A 15,710-nucleotide genomic window follows, 5' to 3' on the forward strand; every position below is an offset into this window, starting at 1 on the left:
GCCTGTTACAGGCCCGGTACACGGTCGCGTCACTCCCGACTTTCGGTTGGGGGACTGCGCCTGAAATAGTTCCTCCCGATGTTCGCCATCCCTAGACTCCCCGTGCAGGGGGCTCATCGGGGGACAAGTAGTGGGGCATGGAGTGCCGGAACTCGTACTGGAATTGAATGGACAGACCTGGACATTGGATCCGTCCCGGTCATACACCCTCGGACGTGATCCGCAGGGTGACATGGTGCTGGAGGACGCCCGCGTCTCATGGCGGCACGCCACCATCCGGTGGGGCGGCCGAAGCTGGGTCATCGAGGACCACGGCAGCACCAACGGCACCTATGTGCAGGGTCAGCGGATCCATCAGATGGAGATCGGCCCCGGCTCGGCCGTGCACCTGGGCAACGCGACGGACGGCCCGCGGCTGAGCCTCTCCGGTGCCCCCGGCGCCCCGGCCGCCGACCTGTACAGCGCGCAGACCGCCATGGCCTCGCCGGTGCAGCACGGCCAGCAGCCCCCGCAGCAGTACCAGCAGCCCGGTCAGCCGGCCGGCGGCCAGGGCTGGCCCGGTCAGCAGTACCAGCAGCCCCCGCAGCAGCAGGGCTGGCAGCAGCAGCCCCAGCAGCAGTCGTACGTCCCGCCGCAGCAGCAGGCCCAGCCGGACCGGCAGCCCACGGGCGGTCCGTCCGGGGCGCCGCCCGTCTACGGCGACCGCAGCCCGACCAGCTTCCACCAGATGGCCGTCGGCCGGGTGATGCGCATCGGTCGTGCCCTGGACAACGAGCTGGTCGTCTCCGACCTCCAGGTCTCCCGGCACCACGCCGAGTTCCGGGCCACCGCCGGCGGCTTCGAGATCGTCGACCTCGGCAGCCACAACGGCACCTACGTCAACGGTCAGCCGGTCCGCCAGCAGCTCATCGGCCCCAACGACATCGTCGGTGTCGGTCACTCGACCTTCCGGCTGGTCGGCGACCGCCTCGAGGAGTTCGTCGACACCGGTGACGTCTCCTTCTCGGCCCGCCACCTCACCGTCACCGTCGACGGCGGCAAGCAGATCCTCAAGGACGTCTCCTTCGGCGTCCCCGAGAAGTCGCTGATCGCCGTCATCGGCCCCTCCGGCTCCGGCAAGTCCACCCTGCTCAAGGCGCTCACCGGCTACCGGCCCGCCAACCAGGGCGACGTCCTCTACGACAACCGGAACCTGTACAAGCAGTTCGCCGAGCTGCGCCAGCGCATCGGTCTGGTCCCGCAGGACGACATCCTGCACAAGGAGCTCACCGTCCGTAAGGCGCTGCGCTACGCGGCCAAGCTCCGCTTCCCCGGCGACACCGCGGCCTCCGAGCGCGAAGCCCGCATCGACGAGGTGCTGCGCGAGCTCAAGCTCGACATCCACAAGGACAAGAAGGTCACCGCCCTCTCCGGCGGCCAGCGCAAGCGCGTCTCGGTCGCCCTGGAGCTGCTGACCAAGCCCTCGCTGATCTTCCTGGACGAGCCGACCTCCGGCCTCGACCCGGGCATGGACCGCGACGTCATGCAGCTGCTGCGCGGCCTGGCCGACGACGGCCGCACCGTCCTGGTCGTCACCCACTCCGTCGCCGAGCTCGCGCTCTGCGACAAGCTGCTCGTCATGGCGCCGGGCGGCTCGGTGGCCTACTTCGGCCCGCCGGAGGAGGCGCTCAACTTCTTCGGCTACGAGACCTGGGCGGACGTCTTCTCGGCCTTCGAGAACTACCGCGACTACGACTGGTCCGGCCGCTGGCGCGGCTCGCAGCACTACCAGATGTACGCGGCCGACATCGACGCCGTCGCCCCGCAGTCCGTGCACGTCCAGCCGCAGATGGTGCGCCCGCCGGTCCCGCAGAGCTGGGGCTCCCAGCTGTGGACGCTGATGCGCCGCTACTGCTCGGTGATCGCCTCCGACCGCGGCTTCATCGCCCTGATGCTGATCCTGCCCGCCGTCCTCGGCGGGGTGAGCACGGTGATCCCGTCCGACTTCGGCCTCGGGGCACCGGGCAAGGGCCACTTCAACCAGGACGCCGGCACCATCATGCTGATCCTCGCGGTCGGCGCGTGCTTCTCCGGCGCGGCCAACTCCGTCCGTGAGCTGATCAAGGAACGGGTCATCTACGAACGGGAGCGCGCCGTCGGCCTGTCCCGCTCGGCGTACCTGATGTCCAAGGTCATCATCCTGGGCCTGATCACCGCCGTCCAGGGCGTGATCATCTCCGCGATCGGCTTCTCGATCCGCACGCTGCCGGAGGAGGGCCTGATCCTCAAGGCCCTGCCCGCCGCCGAGCTCTGCCTGGTGATCATCGCGCTGGGCTTCACCTCGATGATGATCGGCCTGGTCATCTCCTCGCTGGTGAAGACCGCCGAGAAGACCATGCCGCTGCTGGTGATGTTCGCGATCGTCCAGGTCGTCTTCACCGGCATCATGTTCAAGATCTACGACTCGCCCGGCATCGAGCAGTTCGCCTGGCTGATGCCCTCGCGCTGGGCCATCGGCGCCGCAGGCGCCACGCTGGACCTCTCGCACATCATGGCCCCCATGGACAAGGGCGACCCCAAGAACCTCGACCCGCTGTGGGAGCACAGCGCGGCCACCTGGGGTCTCGACATGATCGCGCTCATCGCCATCGGCATCGCGTGCGGCTTCGCCGTCGCCCGCCTGCTGCGCCGCCACGAGCCCGAGGTCATGCGCAAGTAACGGCCCCGGCCGGCCTCGCGCCGCCCTGCCGATACGCCGAAGGGCGGCACCCGTTGACGGGTGCCGCCCTTCGGCATTCGCTGTCCCCCGGCCCTCGCGGAGAGGCCGAAGTCCGGTAGTACTCGACGCTTGAGTACGTGGCCGATTAGTACGCCGAGTTGACGTTGTCCATCGAGCCGTAGACCTTCCACGCGTAGTTGCACGCGGCGGTGATGTTGGCGACCGGGTCGTAGATGTCCCAGGAGGTGCCCTCGACGTGGTACGCCTTGAAGGTCGGGTCGATCACCTGGAGCAGGCCCTTGGACGGGATGCCCTTGGCGGCGTTGGAGTCCCAGAGGTTGATGGCCCGCGGGTTGCCGGTCGACTCCCGCATGATGTTGCGGTAGATGCCGTTGTAGGAGCCGGGGATGCCCTTGGCCTTCATGACGTCCAGCGCCTCCTTGATCCAGCCGTCAAGGTTGTTGGCGTAGGTCTTGGGCGCCGGGGCGGCGGGCGCGGCCTGGACCGGCTTGCGCTCCTCGGAACGGCTCGCGGCCTGCTTCTCGGCGCGCTCCTTGTCGGCCTTCGCCTTGGCCTCCGCCTCGGCCTTCTTCTTGTTGGCCTCGGCCTCGGCCTTCGCCTGCTTCGCGGCGTTGTCCGACTGCTTGGTCAGCTCGGCCTGCTGCGTCTCACCGAAGGCGGATGCGTTCCAGGCGACCGGCTTGACGGCCACCGTCTCCTCGGCGTCGGCCGAGCCGCTGGGAACGGCCGCGAACACCAGGGCGGCGGCACCGGCCGCGGCGATGCCGGCGGCGGAGAACTTGTGAACCTTGGTCAGACGGGTATAGCCAGAGATGGGGGAGCGCATGCTGAGCTGATCCTCTTCCAGTCGCTTGAGTCGCATCAGGCCCGGATCGGCGCGAAGGAAGCGCCGCGTCTCGATCGACGGCGCCGTGCGACGGGGGCAATTCTTAGCGGCTGCAAAAAGGTGTGGCAAAGGTGCGACCTACTACCCCGCTTCGTTGCGTAGGCCGGGACCAAGGACCTGGGAAAGCGGCCCACTCCCTGCTGAGGCGACCACTTATGACCGCTTTACCCGTCCACTAGGCTTCTTCGTATGTGACCTGCGTCCCATGAGCGGGCTCACACCGGGGGAACGCAACGCTCACCCGGCGTGGCCGCACAGGCGCATAGCGTTTGCGATCAAAAACGCTTGATCAAGTGACTGCCGCCCTACCGGCAGGTGGCCGCGTCCCGACCGGCAGGTGACTCCACCTCGACCAGCACCTGCTCCAGGCTCTTGCGCACCAGATCCGGCACCCGGCAGTCCGCCGCCGGATACCCCACCGGGATCACCGCGAACGCCTTCTCGTTCGCCGGCCGCCCCAGCACCTCCGACAGGAACCGCATCGGACTGGGCGTGTGCACCAGCGCCGCCAGCCCCGACAGGTGCAGCGCCGACAGCAGCATCCCCACCGCGATGCCCACTGACTCGTCCACGTAATAGTGCTTGCGCCGCTCACCGCCCTCGCCCAGCCAGTAGCGCTGCTGGAACACCACGATCAGCGCGGGCGCGTCCGTCAGATGCGGCTTGACCTCGTCCGTGCCCAGCGGACGCAGCGCCGCCAGCCACTCCTCACCCAGCCGCCCGGCGTAGGAGACCCGCTCCTCTTCCTCCGCCGCCTCCCGGATCCGCCGCCGCACCTCGGGATCCTTGACCAGGACGAACGTCCACGGCTGCTGGTGCGCCCCGGAGGGCGCCGTGGCGGCGCACGCGATCGCGTCCCGCACCACCTGCTCCGGCACCGCGTCCGTGGAGAACTGCCGCACGGTCCGCCGCCCGCTCATCCGCTCCCGCAGCTCGGCCGCGCGCGCCAGGGACTCCTCGGCGGGCATCCGCTCGGGACGATAGGGCACCGGACGGTAGGGATCGCCGTGCGTGGGCGTCCACTGCATTGGTATAGACATGACGGGAGTCTGCCCACCGGACCACCGGCCTAGGCCCCATGGCCCACCCCTCGCCACCCCGGGCCCGATGCCCACCCCGGCACCCCCTGGATACGGTGAGATCATGACCAACGGCCCCCGCTCCGGCCTCACGGCCGTGAGCACCGCACTCCTCGCCATGAGCCGGCACCTGGAGGTCCGCGACGTCCTCAAGACGATCGTCGTCTCCGCCCGCGAGCTCCTCGACGCCGAGTACGCCGCCCTCGGCGTCCCCGACGACCACGGAGGCTTCGCCCAGTTCGTCGTCGACGGCGTCGACGACGAGGAGTGGAAGGCCATCGGCCCCCTGCCCCGCCAGCACGGCATCCTCGCCGCCATGCTGAAGGACGCCACCCCCCAGCGCCTCGCCGACGTCCGCCAGGACCCCCGCTTCGAGGGCTGGCCCGACGCCCACCCCGACATGAGCGACTTCCTCGGCATGCCGGTCGCCGACGGCGACGAGATCCTCGGCGCGCTCTTCCTCGCCAACAAGAAGCGGCGCGGCCCCGGGGAACCGGCCGGCTGCGGCTTCACGGCCGAGGACGAGCAGCTCCTGGGCGTCCTCGCCCAGCACGCCGCCATAGCCCTCACCAACGCCCGCCTCTACGAACGCAGCCGCGAGCTGACCATCGCCGGCGAGCGCGCCCGCCTCGCCCACGAGCTCCACGACGCCGTCTCCCAGAAGCTCTTCTCCCTCCGCCTGACCGCCCAGGCCGCCACCGCCCTCGTCGACCGCGACCCCGTCCGCGCCAAGGGCGAGCTGCACCAGGTGGCCCGCCTCGCCGCCGAGGCCGCCGACGAGCTGCGCGCCGCCGTCGTGGAACTGCGCCCCGCCGGACTCGACGAGGACGGGCTCGTCGCCACCCTGCGCACCCACGTCAAGGTCCTCGACCGCGCCCATTCCGCCCGCGTCACCTTCGCCACCCACTGCGTACGGGCCCTGCCCGCCGCCCAGGAGGAGGCACTGCTGCGCGTGGCCCAGGAAGCCCTCCACAACGCCCTGCGGCACTCCGGCGCCTCCTGCGTCGAGGTCACCCTGGCCCGCGCCGGACAGGGCGCGACCCTGCGGGTGAGCGACGACGGCCACGGCTTCGACCCCTCGGCCGTCCGGCAGGCCGGCCGCCACCTGGGCCTGGTCTCCATGCGGGACCGGGCGGACGGCGTCGGCGGCAAGCTGACCGTTGACTCGGCGCCCGGCAAGGGCACCACGATCGAGATGGAGGTGCCCGGTGGCTGAGGACCGCGTCATCAAGGTGCTGCTCGTCGACGACCACCAGGTCGTCCGGCGCGGACTGCGCACGTTCCTGGAGGTGCAGGACGACATAGAGGTGGTGGGAGAGGCCGCGGACGGCGCCGAAGGCGTCGAGCGGGCCGAGGAGCTGCGCCCGGACGTCGTCCTGATGGACGTGAAGATGCCCGGCATGGACGGCATCGAGGCGCTGCGCCGCCTGCGGGAGCTCGACAACCCCGCCCGGGTGCTGATCGTCACCAGCTTCACCGAGCAGCGCACCGTCGTCCCGGCCCTGCGCGCGGGAGCCGCGGGCTACGTCTACAAGGACGTCGACCCCGACGCCCTCGCCGGCGCCATCCGGTCGGTGCACGCCGGGCATGTGCTGCTGCAGCCCGAGGTGGCGGGCGCCCTGCTCTCCCAGGAGGAGACGAACGGCGGCGGGCAGGGCCGGGGCAACGCGCTGACCGACCGCGAGCGCGAGGTCCTCGCCCTGATCGCGGACGGCCGCTCCAACCGGGAGATCGCCCGTGCGCTGGTGCTCTCGGAGAAGACCGTCAAGACGCACGTGTCGAACATCCTGATGAAGCTCGACCTCGCCGACCGCACGCAGGCCGCCCTGTGGGCCGTCCGCCATGGGATAGGGGCCTGAGCGCCGGGCGTACCGGGCGGTAGCTGAACGTCACGTTCTGATCAGAGATTCATGCGGTCGTGTGATTACCCGCCTGCCCACGCAACTCGAATGGCCCAGCGGCGTTCTCCATGGCGTAACCGCGGCAGCTGGCCGTGGCGACGCTCTGGAAGACTCCTCAGGAAGGTCACAGGAAGAGTGAAGAACATGAAGAAGGCCGCTGCCGTCACCCTCGCCGTCGGCGGTCTCGCCCTTGCCGGTGCCGGTGCCGCCTCCGCGCACGGTGGTGCGAACGCCGAGGCCAAGGGCAACCCGGGCGTCGTCTCCGGCAACGTGGTCCAGGCCCCGATCTCCATCCCGGTCAACGCCTGCGGCAACACCGTCAGCGTCGTGGGTCTGTTCAACCCGGCGCTCGGCAACACCTGCGTCAACAAGTAACCAGCTTCGCCCCGCCTCGTCGGCCGGTCGGCTCCGCCGCGGTGGAGCCGACATCCGAGGGGTGATCAATCGTCCGAACGAGGGCAAACACCGCCGATGGCCGTGCCATCGGCGGTGCACTGGCGTTCATCAGTGCACGACCCCCGTATCAGGGGGTCGACAAGGTCAGTCATCTCAAAGGAAGACCACCTCATGAACAGTGCCAAGAAGGCCGCCCTCGCTCTGGCCGCCGCAGGTGTCGCCCTCGGCGCCTCCGTGGTTCCCGCCATGGCTCACGACGATGACGGCTTCGGCGGGGCCCTGGCCTCGGGCGCCGCGAAGGGCTCCCCCGGTTTCATCTCCGGCAACGTCATCCAGGTGCCGATCGCCATCCCGATCAACATCTGCGGCAACAGCATCGACATCGTCGGCCTGCTCAACCCGACCTTCGGGAACACCTGCGTCAACGACGGGCACCACGGCGGCGGGCATCACGACGGTGGTCACCACAACGGCGGCCACCACGACGGTGGCTACCACCACGGCGGGCACCACGACGGCGGCCACCACGGAGGCGGCCACCACGACGGTGGTCACCACAACGGCGGTCACCACTAGGACCGGCGTCCGCGTCCCCGCGGGGAGGCGGAGGCGTACAGCGGGAAGGCCCCGCGGACGTCCAGTCCGCGGGGCCTTCCCGCTGTACGCCCGGTCTCAGCCCCGCCGGCGGTCCCGCTCCTCCACCATGGCGTTGTACGCGGCCACCTGGGCCCGCCGGGCCGTGCGCTCCACCGGCCGCAGCGCCGCCGAACGCGCCGCGATCTCCGACGCGCTCACCGCGCCGCCGTGCTCACGCCCCTCGCGGTCCCCCGGCTCGTAGGCGATCGAGACCAGCGCCCCCACGCGCTGGGCGAGCTCCAGCACCCGCACCGCGCGCGGCGGATACCCCGGCGCCAGCACCTCGCGCCCGCGCTCGGCCCGCGCCCGGTAGGCCTCCAGCGCCGCCTGCGCCACCGGCCCGGAGCCGGCCACGTCCAGCCGGGTGAGCACCTCGGTCGCCTCGCGCAGCGCCTCGGCCAGCTCCCGCTCGGCCTCCGACAGCGACGGCACGTCGGCGGGCGGCGCCTCCCGCACCGGCAGGCAGTGCCACAGGACCTCGACGTGCACATCGCCCTCGGGCCCGGCCTCGTACACCTCCGGGACGAGCCCCAGTCCGGCCCCGGGCGCGACGACGGCCTCCTCGGCCTCCAGGGCCCGCGCGTTGAACTCCGGCGGCCCGGTCAGCCCCAGCGGGTGACCCGGCGCCGGGAGCGCGAGCCGCAGGCCCGTCGCCCCGAGGGCGCGCAGCCGCCCCAGCGCCAGGGTGAGACCGACGGGCCCGGACTCGCCGGGCAGACCGGTGACGCGGTGGACCGCGTCACGTCCGGTGATGTGGTGGGCCGCGTCATCCGGTGCGGCAAATCCGGCAAGCAGGGCATTTCCCCACGCGGTGAGCCGTCCTGAGCGAGGTTCATCGAGCATGCCCCCCAGCCTAGGGACTGCCACCGGCAACCGGTGGCGTAGGTTTTCCTTGGGGGCTGCGCCGACAGGCGCAAGCGACGACGCGACTGCAATGGGAGACAACGCGCTCATGAGCGATGTACTGGAACTGGTGGACGTATCCGTGGTCCGCGAGGGCCGGGCTCTGGTGGACCAGGTCTCCTGGTCGGTCAAGGAGGGCGAGCGCTGGGTGATCCTCGGCCCCAACGGCGCCGGCAAGACCACCCTCCTCAATGTCGCCTCCAGCTACCTCTTCCCCACCAAGGGCACCGCCCGGATCCTCGGTGAGAAGCTCGGCGCCGTCGACGTCTTCGAGCTGCGCCCCCGCATCGGCATGGCCGGCATCGCCCTCGCCGACAAGCTGCCGCGCAGCCAGACCGTCCTGCAGACCGTCCTCACCGCCGCCTACGGCATGACCGCCGGCTGGCAGGAGAGCTACGAGGAGATCGACGAGCAGCGCGCCCGCGCCTTCCTCGACGTGCTCGGCATGACCGACCACCTCGACCGCAAGTTCGGCACCCTCTCCGAGGGCGAGCGCAAGCGCACCCTCATCGCCCGCGCGATGATGACCGACCCCGAGCTGCTCATGCTCGACGAGCCCGCCGCCGGCCTCGACCTCGGCGGCCGCGAGGACCTCGTCCGCCGCCTCGGCCGCCTCGCCCGCGACCCGCTCGCCCCCTCGATGGTCATGGTCACCCACCACGTCGAGGAGATCGCCCCCGGCTTCACCCACGTCCTGATGATCCGCCAGGGCAAGGTGCTCGCCGCCGGACCGATCGAGCTCGAGCTCACCTCCCGCAACCTCTCGCACTGCTTCGGCCTCCCCCTGGTCGTCGAGCAGCGCGGCGACCGCTGGACGGCCCAGGGCCTGCCCATGGGCTGAGGCCGCCCCCGGGCGCCCTGTCCCCGGACCGCCCGCGCCCCTACCATGACCACGTGGGCACTTGGGTGTGGTGGCTCGTCGCCGCCGTCGGGCTGGGCATTCCGCTGGTCGTCACCGCGATGCCGGAATTCGGCATGCTCGCGGTCGGAGCCGTCGCCGCCGCGGTCACCGCGGCCGTGGGCGGCGGCACCGTGGCCCAGTTCGTCGTCTTCGCGGCCGTCTCGGTCGCCCTCATCGCCGTCGTCCGCCCGATCGCCAACCGGCAGCGCTCCCGCCGCCCGGAGCTGGCGTCGGGCATCGAGGCGCTCAAGGGCCGCCAGGCCGTCGTCCTCGAACGGGTCGACGGCAGCGGCGGCCGCATCAAGCTCGCGGGCGAGATCTGGTCGGCGCGCTCCCTGGACACCGACCGCGCCTTCGAGGCCGGGGAACAGGTCGACGTCGTCGAGATCGACGGCGCGACCGCCGTGGTGATGTGACGCCCCGCCGGACGAATCCCGCCACGGGCACCGAGGGCCCGCCACGATGCGGACGACCTCGCCCCAACGCCTGCACGGCGGCACCGTGTTCTGAAAGACTCTGATCAAGTTCAACGACACAGGCAACGACACAGGCACGGGGAGCTGGAGCCACGATGGAACCGATCATCATCGTCCTGATCATCCTGGTGGTGCTCGTCTTCATCGCCCTCATGAAGACGGTTCAGGTCATTCCGCAGGCCAGCGCCGCCATCGTCGAGCGCTTCGGCCGCTACACCCGCACCCTCAACGCGGGCCTGAACATCGTCGTCCCCTTCATCGACTCCATCCGCAACCGCATCGACCTGCGCGAGCAGGTCGTGCCGTTCCCGCCGCAGCCGGTGATCACCCAGGACAACCTCGTCGTCAACATCGACACCGTCATCTACTACCAGGTCACCGACGCCCGCGCGGCGACGTACGAGGTCTCCAGCTTCATCCAGGCCATCGAACAGCTCACCGTCACCACCCTGCGCAACATCATCGGCGGCATGGACCTCGAGCGGACCCTCACCTCCCGCGAGGAGATCAACGCGGCCCTGCGCGGCGTCCTCGACGAGGCCACCGGAAAGTGGGGCATCCGCGTCAACCGTGTCGAGCTCAAGGCCATCGAGCCGCCGACCTCCATCCAGGACTCGATGGAGAAGCAGATGCGCGCCGACCGCGACAAGCGCGCCGCCATCCTCACCGCGGAGGGCATCCGCCAGTCCCAGATCCTCACCGCCGAGGGCGAGAAGCAGTCCGCGATCCTGCGGGCCGAGGGCGAGGCGCGGGCCGCCGCACTGCGTGCCGAGGGCGAGGCCCAGGCGATCCGCACGGTCTTCGAGTCCATCCACGCCGGCGACGCCGACGAGAAGCTGCTCGCCTACCAGTACCTCCAGATGCTCCCGAAGATCGCCGAAGGCGACGCCAACAAGCTCTGGATCGTGCCCAGCGAGATCGGCGACGCGCTCAAGGGCCTCAGCGGCGCCGTCGGCAACCTCGGCCCCATGGGCTCGGGCGGCTCGGGCGGTTCAGGCGCCGCGAGGACCACCAAGGAGAACGTCCGCCCGCGCCGCGAGCAGCCCCCGATCGACTAGGCGCCGCCCGGTCGGCCGGCAACTACGGCCGGTAACGCCTGTCACCGACCGGGCCGTCTCATGCATGATCAGTGCGGCCCCCCGACCTCTGACGGCGGGGAGGCGACTCACTGACGTAAGGAGATGGCCTTGTCCATCTGGGAAGCACTAGCGGTCCTCGCGGCCGGCATCGGCGCCGGCACCATCAACACCATCGTCGGCTCCGGCACACTGATCACCTTCCCGGTGCTCCTCGCCACCGGACTGCCCCCGATCACCGCCAACGTCTCCAACACCCTCGGCCTGGTCCCCGGCAGCATCAGCGGCGCCTTCGGCTACCGCCGCGAACTCCTGGGGCAGAAGAGCCGGATCATCCGCTTCGGCCTGGTCGCCCTCCTCGGCGGGCTCGCCGGCGCGATCCTGCTGCTCGCGCTCCCGTCCAAGGCCTTCGACGCCATCGTCCCCGCGCTCATCGCGCTCGCCCTGGTCCTCGTCGTCCTCCAGCCCCGCCTCGCCCGCGCCCTCGCCCGCCGCCGCGAACGCAACGGCACCCAGGCACCCACGGACGGCGGCCTCGCCCTGATCGCCGGACTGCTGATCGCCAGCGCCTACGGCGGCTACTTCGGCGCCGCGCAGGGCGTGTTGTACCTCTCCCTCATGGGCGTCCTGCTCCACGACGAACTCCAGCGCGTCAACGCCCTCAAGAACGTCCTCGCCGTCATCGTCAACGGCGTCGCCGCACTCTTCTTCGTCTTCGTCGCCGACATCGACTGGCTCGCGGTCCTGCTCATCGCCGTCGGCTCCACGATCGGCGGCCAGATAGGCGCCAAGGTCGGCCGCCGCCTGCCACCCACCGCCCTGCGCGCGGTCATCGTCGCCGTCGGCATCGTGGCCATCGTGCAGATGCTGCTGAAGTGATGACGCTGCTGAAGTGCTGCTGAAGTGCTGCTGACGTGATGACGTCCTCGCAGCCGACCCCGTGCGGAGGCGGCTGACGCAAGAGAAAACGCTCCGGGCCCTTCCCCCGTGTGAAACGCGGGCCCGGAGCGTACAGCAGCGAGCGCGGTCACCCGGCACAGAACCGGCCTCCGGCAGACGGCCGGCGCACACGCGCCGGGCCACCCCCGCCACTGCGGTGCCCGCTGCCCGACGGCCGCATGCGAAGCGGTCGGCCAAGCACCACCACTGTGCGATCCACGGCGGCCGGGGCGCAACGGAATTTCCGGACGCTCACGCGCGCCTGACGGGGCGCACGGACGTCAGCCCTCGGCCGGAACCTCGTACACGCCGATCAGCTGCGCCCGCGCGAGCGAGTGGAACCGCAGGTTGAAGCCCACCACGGCCGGCGACACCTCCCCGTCCGGACCCAGCTTCTCCTGGTCCACCGCATACACGGTGAACACATACCGATGCGGACCGTCCCCGGCGGGCGGCGCGGCACCTCCGAAGTCCCGGGTGCCGTAGTCGTTGCGCACATGCACCGCGCCCGCCGGAAGCGCCTTCATGTCACCGCTCGCCGCGCCCGCGGGCAGCTCGGTGACATCGGCCGGGATGTCGAAGAGCACCCAGTGCCAGAAACCGCTGCCGGTCGGCGCGTCCGGGTCGAAGCACGTCACCGCGAAGCTCTTGGTCCCCGACGGAAAGCCCTCCCAGCGCAGGTGCGGCGAGAGGTTGCCCCCGGCGTGCACCTGAGCGTCCTTCAGCCGGGCCTCGGGCGTCACATCGTCGCTCACCACCGTGAACGAGGGCACCGGGGGAAGAAAATCGTGGGGGAGAGGCGGTTTCTTCTGGTCTGACACTGGGACACCTCCAGTACGCGCACGGACAGGTGAAAGCGCCAGCCTAACGAGGCCACCCGGACACATCCGGACACCGGACTGCGACCATATGGAGTGTGCTTCATGTACTTCGACAAAACGGACGACCGTCCTCGGACCGGCCGCTATCGCAACGACTGGTGCCAGAACGAATGCTGCCGGAACGACTGCGTCAGGCGCGCCGCGCGATGCGCGCGCTGACGGTCCTTCTGGCCGCCCTGCCCCTCCTGCTCCTGCCCGCGTGCTCCTCCGGCGGCCAGAAGACGGAGAAGGCACCGGCCGCCACCGCCGCGGCCACCCCGTCCTGGGCGAAGGGCATGAAGACCGTCCGCGAGGACCGGCTGCCGCCCGAGGCCCGCCGTACCCTCGAACTCATCGCCAGGGGCGGCCCCTTCCCGTACGAGAAGGACGGCACCGTCTTCGGCAACTACGAGAAGCGGCTCCCCGCAAAGGCCCGCGGCTACTACCACGAGTACACCGTCCCCACCCCCGGCTCCCGCAACCGCGGCGCCCGCCGCATCATCACCGGGGAACAGGCCGAGCGCTACTACACCAGCGACCACTACCAGACCTTCGAAGCGGTGGTGCCACGATGACCAGCCTGCTGCCCGCGCCCGGAGTCCCCGGCATCCTCAACGGGACGACACCCCCCGGGATCTACCGCCTGCCCCCCGCCGACGCGGCACCGGACGTCCCGGCCCTCGCCGCCGAAGCCGACTGGCGCAGCGCCCGGCTGCACCTCGCCGGCGTCCGCGACAAGGCCACGTTCCTCGATCGGTGCGCGACCGACCTGGAATTCCCCGAGTGGTTCGGCCACAACTGGGACGCCCTCGCCGACTGCCTCACCGACCTGTCGTGGTGGGGATCGGGGAAGTTCCGCGGCTACCTGATGCTGGCCGAGGACTGGCAGACCTTCGACCGGGCGGCACCGGACGACGCGCGGACGGCCGAGGCGGTGTTCCACGACGCGGTCGGCTACTGGGCCGGCACCGAATCACCGCTGGTGGTCCTGCTGGGCTGACGGGCGGACGGGCCGGGCTCCGGCTGTCGCCCCCGGCCCGTCCCCGCGCTCACAGCCAGTTGCGCTGGCCGCCCACCTCGGCGAGCCACTGGTTCAGATAGGCCGCCCAGTCGGTCTGGTCGTAGGAGTGCAGATCCACGGTGAACGACCGGTAGGTGTCGCTGCCCGAGCTGAACAGCCCCGGCTTCTTGTCCATCTCCAGCACGACGTCCATCTCCCGGTCGTCCGCGACGAACGACAGCTCCACCTCGTTCAGCCCCCGGTACTGGGCCGGCGCGTGGAACTCGATCTCCTGGTAGAACGGCAGCCGCTGTCGCGTCCCGCTGATGTGACCCCGCTCCAGGTCGGCGGCCTTGAAGGCGAAGCCGAGACGGCCGAAGGCGTCGAGAACGGCCTGCTGCGCCGGCATCGGGTGCACATTCACCGGATCGAGGTCCCCGGAGTCCACCGCCCGAGCGATGGCCAGGTGTGTCGTCACCCCCACGCTCATCCCCGTCAGGTGACGGCCAAGGAACATCGTGATCGGCGTCTCCCAGGGCACCTCCAACGTGAAGGGAACCGCGTGCACCGCGCCCGCCTGCACCTCGAAGGCTCCGCCCAGCTGTACGCGCGTGAACTCGACGTCCTGCTTGTACTCGCCGTCCTGGCCCTCCACCTCGACCCGGGCCTGCAGCCCCACCGACAGGCCCTCGATCTGCTGCGGCACCGAGCCGCCCTGGATGCGCACCTCGCCCTGCACCACGCCGCCCGGGACGACGTTCTCCTCGAAGAGCACCGTCTCGACCGACGCGCCACCCGCGCCCAGGCTCGCCATGAGCTTCTTGAACACCATCGCTACCTCAACCTCCCCGGGACCGGGCCTGACCCCCGGACCCTTTCCACTACGTTCCACTACGCTCGAGCGGCATGATCGCCGCGCCTGACCGTATGCCACTGGCCCGAGAGTTCTTCGACCGTCCCGTACTGGAGGTCGCCCCCGAGCTACTGGGCCGCACACTCGTCCGCACGACCCCCAGGGGGCCGATCGAACTCCGCATCACGGAGGTCGAGGCATACGCCGGCGAGTCCGACCCCGGCTCGCACGCCTATCGCGGTCGCACGGAACGCAACGCGTCGATGTTCGGCCCGCCCGGACACGCCTATGTCTACTTCATCTACGGAATGTGGTTCAGCCTGAACCTCGTCTGTGGCCCCGAAGGCACCGCCAGCGGCGTCCTGCTGCGCGGCGGCGAGGTCATCAACGGCATCGACCTCGCCCGGGAACACCGCCCCAAGGCCCGCCGCGACCGCGAACTCGCCCAGGGCCCGGCCCGCCTCGCCACGGCACTCGACGTGGACCGGACCCTCAACGGAACCGACGTCTGCGCGGGCCCCGGCGCCCCGCTCGGCGTCCTGCAGGGCGACCCGGTCCCGGCACACCGGGTACGGAACGGACCGCGCACCGGGGTGGGCGGCGAGGGCGCGACCCACCCGTGGCGCTTCTGGACGGACGGCGACCCGACGGTCAGCCCGTACCGGGCACACGTGCCGCGGGACAGGAGCAAGCGCGGTACGTGATCCCGCGGCGCTTGATCCTGCGGTGCTTGACTCCGACGGCGGGAGGGCCTAACGTAGGCAAGCCGCTTGAGACGGGCAGCGCTGTGAGCGCGTAGTACCGATGAGCGGCGACAACCACTACTGCGAGGACATCCCTGATCGGGGTCTATTTCGGTGCGCCGAAATATGTCGACGATCGGCTCGATTAGGAGCCGCAAGGGAAATCCGCTAACGTAGTGGTCACCCCGCCAACGGGGGCCGGAAACGGAATTCGGAACCAACTGCTTCATCGAGAAGCGGGAGGGAACGGAAAACGGATCTGGTAAGGTTGGAAACAACGAAGGGAAGCGCCCGGAGGAAAGCCCGAGAGGGTGAGTACAAAGGAAGCGTCCGTTCCTTGAG

General features: G+C 70.4%; 17 protein-coding genes. 12 read left to right on the top strand and 5 right to left on the bottom strand.

Going from position 1 to position 15,710, the window contains the following annotated elements; genetic code table 11:
* The first annotated feature begins 130 nt into the window (after nt 1–130).
* Entirely contained in the window at nt 131–2,698 is a 2,568-nt protein-coding gene (locus ACIG36_RS05130; protein ID WP_399922021.1) for an FHA domain-containing protein, read from the top strand.
* Between the two features lie 145 nt (nt 2,699–2,843).
* On the opposite strand, the gene ACIG36_RS05135 is transcribed toward ACIG36_RS05130, so the two are convergent.
* Together ACIG36_RS05135 and ACIG36_RS05140 are read right to left on the bottom strand one after the other, a co-directional pair.
* Nucleotides 2,844–3,545, bottom strand: a complete 702-nt coding sequence (locus ACIG36_RS05135) for a transglycosylase SLT domain-containing protein (protein ID WP_399922024.1) — start codon at nt 3,543–3,545, stop codon at nt 2,844–2,846.
* Nucleotides 3,546–3,910: 365 nt separating this feature from the next.
* Nucleotides 3,911–4,645 (bottom strand): nitroreductase family protein, encoded by a 735-nt coding sequence (locus ACIG36_RS05140; RefSeq protein ID WP_399922027.1) that lies wholly within the window; start codon nt 4,643–4,645, stop codon nt 3,911–3,913.
* Nucleotides 4,646–4,748: 103 nt separating this feature from the next.
* Here ACIG36_RS05140 and ACIG36_RS05145 point away from each other — a divergent pair, with 103 nt between their 5' ends.
* From ACIG36_RS05145 to ACIG36_RS05160, 4 genes are all read left to right on the top strand, one after another.
* On the top strand, nt 4,749–5,900 hold the full coding sequence (locus tag ACIG36_RS05145; protein ID WP_399922030.1) for a GAF domain-containing sensor histidine kinase: 1,152 nt from the start codon (nt 4,749–4,751) through the stop codon (nt 5,898–5,900).
* A complete protein-coding gene (locus tag ACIG36_RS05150; protein WP_399922033.1) occupies nt 5,893–6,543 on the top strand; it encodes a response regulator in 651 nt (216 codons plus the stop codon). The genes ACIG36_RS05145 and ACIG36_RS05150 overlap by 8 nt, the downstream gene beginning before the upstream one ends.
* A gap of 177 nt (nt 6,544–6,720) precedes the next feature.
* Complete coding sequence (locus ACIG36_RS05155) at nt 6,721–6,960, top strand: chaplin (RefSeq protein ID WP_399922036.1); 240 nt, start codon at nt 6,721–6,723, stop codon at nt 6,958–6,960.
* Nucleotides 6,961–7,152: 192 nt separating this feature from the next.
* On the top strand, nt 7,153–7,557 hold the full coding sequence (locus ACIG36_RS05160) for a chaplin (protein WP_399922039.1): 405 nt from the start codon (nt 7,153–7,155) through the stop codon (nt 7,555–7,557).
* 96 nt (nt 7,558–7,653) lie between these two features.
* Here ACIG36_RS05160 and ACIG36_RS05165 read toward each other — a convergent pair whose 3' ends face one another.
* Nucleotides 7,654–8,460, bottom strand: coding sequence for a hypothetical protein (locus ACIG36_RS05165; RefSeq protein WP_399922041.1), 807 nt, complete (start codon nt 8,458–8,460; stop codon nt 7,654–7,656).
* Nucleotides 8,461–8,569: 109 nt separating this feature from the next.
* Here ACIG36_RS05165 and ACIG36_RS05170 point away from each other — a divergent pair, with 109 nt between their 5' ends.
* The 4 genes from ACIG36_RS05170 (at nt 8,570) to ACIG36_RS05185 (ending at nt 11,852) form a co-directional block, all read left to right on the top strand.
* Entirely contained in the window at nt 8,570–9,361 is a 792-nt protein-coding gene (locus ACIG36_RS05170) for an ABC transporter ATP-binding protein (protein WP_399922044.1), read from the top strand.
* 53 nt (nt 9,362–9,414) lie between these two features.
* A complete protein-coding gene (locus ACIG36_RS05175; protein WP_399922047.1) occupies nt 9,415–9,837 on the top strand; it encodes an NfeD family protein in 423 nt (140 codons plus the stop codon).
* A gap of 155 nt (nt 9,838–9,992) precedes the next feature.
* Nucleotides 9,993–10,955 (top strand): SPFH domain-containing protein, encoded by a 963-nt coding sequence (locus tag ACIG36_RS05180; RefSeq protein ID WP_399922050.1) that lies wholly within the window; start codon nt 9,993–9,995, stop codon nt 10,953–10,955.
* A gap of 129 nt (nt 10,956–11,084) precedes the next feature.
* On the top strand, nt 11,085–11,852 hold the full coding sequence (locus ACIG36_RS05185; RefSeq protein ID WP_399922052.1) for a sulfite exporter TauE/SafE family protein: 768 nt from the start codon (nt 11,085–11,087) through the stop codon (nt 11,850–11,852).
* Between the two features lie 341 nt (nt 11,853–12,193).
* Here ACIG36_RS05185 and ACIG36_RS05190 read toward each other — a convergent pair whose 3' ends face one another.
* Nucleotides 12,194–12,733 carry a YbhB/YbcL family Raf kinase inhibitor-like protein gene (locus ACIG36_RS05190; protein ID WP_399922056.1) on the bottom strand — a complete coding sequence of 180 codons (540 nt, stop codon included), beginning with the start codon at nt 12,731–12,733 and terminating at the stop codon, nt 12,194–12,196.
* A gap of 170 nt (nt 12,734–12,903) precedes the next feature.
* Here ACIG36_RS05190 and ACIG36_RS05195 point away from each other — a divergent pair, with 170 nt between their 5' ends.
* Together ACIG36_RS05195 and ACIG36_RS05200 are read left to right on the top strand one after the other, a co-directional pair.
* Nucleotides 12,904–13,347, top strand: coding sequence for a ribonuclease domain-containing protein (locus tag ACIG36_RS05195; protein ID WP_399922232.1), 444 nt, complete (start codon nt 12,904–12,906; stop codon nt 13,345–13,347).
* On the top strand, nt 13,344–13,772 hold the full coding sequence (locus ACIG36_RS05200; protein WP_399922059.1) for a barstar family protein: 429 nt from the start codon (nt 13,344–13,346) through the stop codon (nt 13,770–13,772). Before ACIG36_RS05195 ends, ACIG36_RS05200 begins: the two co-directional genes overlap by 4 nt.
* Before the next feature lie 49 nt (nt 13,773–13,821).
* On the opposite strand, the gene ACIG36_RS05205 is transcribed toward ACIG36_RS05200, so the two are convergent.
* Nucleotides 13,822–14,604 carry a sporulation protein gene (locus tag ACIG36_RS05205; RefSeq protein ID WP_399922061.1) on the bottom strand — a complete coding sequence of 261 codons (783 nt, stop codon included), beginning with the start codon at nt 14,602–14,604 and terminating at the stop codon, nt 13,822–13,824.
* A 74-nt stretch (nt 14,605–14,678) separates the two neighbouring features.
* On the opposite strand from ACIG36_RS05205, the gene ACIG36_RS05210 reads away from it, so the two are divergent.
* Nucleotides 14,679–15,329: a DNA-3-methyladenine glycosylase gene (locus ACIG36_RS05210; protein ID WP_399922064.1), complete on the top strand. Its 651-nt coding sequence runs from the start codon at nt 14,679–14,681 to the stop codon at nt 15,327–15,329.
* Nucleotides 15,330–15,710: the final 381 nt, after the last annotated feature.

The sequence above is a fragment of the Streptomyces sp. NPDC053048 genome, assembly GCF_044547045.1.
Classification (GTDB): Bacteria; Actinomycetota; Actinomycetes; order Streptomycetales; family Streptomycetaceae; genus Streptomyces.

Coding starts and splice junctions, on each gene's coding strand:
- ACIG36_RS05135 (WP_399922024.1), bottom strand. CDS start 3,545: ATGCGCTCCCCCATCTCTGGCTATACCCGTCTGACCAAGGTTCACAAG.
- ACIG36_RS05140 (WP_399922027.1), bottom strand. CDS start 4,645: ATGTCTATACCAATGCAGTGGACGCCCACGCACGGCGATCCCTACCGT.
- ACIG36_RS05145 (WP_399922030.1), top strand. CDS start 4,749: ATGACCAACGGCCCCCGCTCCGGCCTCACGGCCGTGAGCACCGCACTC.
- ACIG36_RS05160 (WP_399922039.1), top strand. CDS start 7,153: ATGAACAGTGCCAAGAAGGCCGCCCTCGCTCTGGCCGCCGCAGGTGTC.
- ACIG36_RS05165 (WP_399922041.1), bottom strand. CDS start 8,460: ATGCTCGATGAACCTCGCTCAGGACGGCTCACCGCGTGGGGAAATGCC.
- ACIG36_RS05170 (WP_399922044.1), top strand. CDS start 8,570: ATGAGCGATGTACTGGAACTGGTGGACGTATCCGTGGTCCGCGAGGGC.
- ACIG36_RS05180 (WP_399922050.1), top strand. CDS start 9,993: ATGGAACCGATCATCATCGTCCTGATCATCCTGGTGGTGCTCGTCTTC.
- ACIG36_RS05195 (WP_399922232.1), top strand. CDS start 12,904: ATGCTGCCGGAACGACTGCGTCAGGCGCGCCGCGCGATGCGCGCGCTG.
- ACIG36_RS05200 (WP_399922059.1), top strand. CDS start 13,344: ATGACCAGCCTGCTGCCCGCGCCCGGAGTCCCCGGCATCCTCAACGGG.
- ACIG36_RS05205 (WP_399922061.1), bottom strand. CDS start 14,604: ATGGTGTTCAAGAAGCTCATGGCGAGCCTGGGCGCGGGTGGCGCGTCG.
- ACIG36_RS05210 (WP_399922064.1), top strand. CDS start 14,679: ATGATCGCCGCGCCTGACCGTATGCCACTGGCCCGAGAGTTCTTCGAC.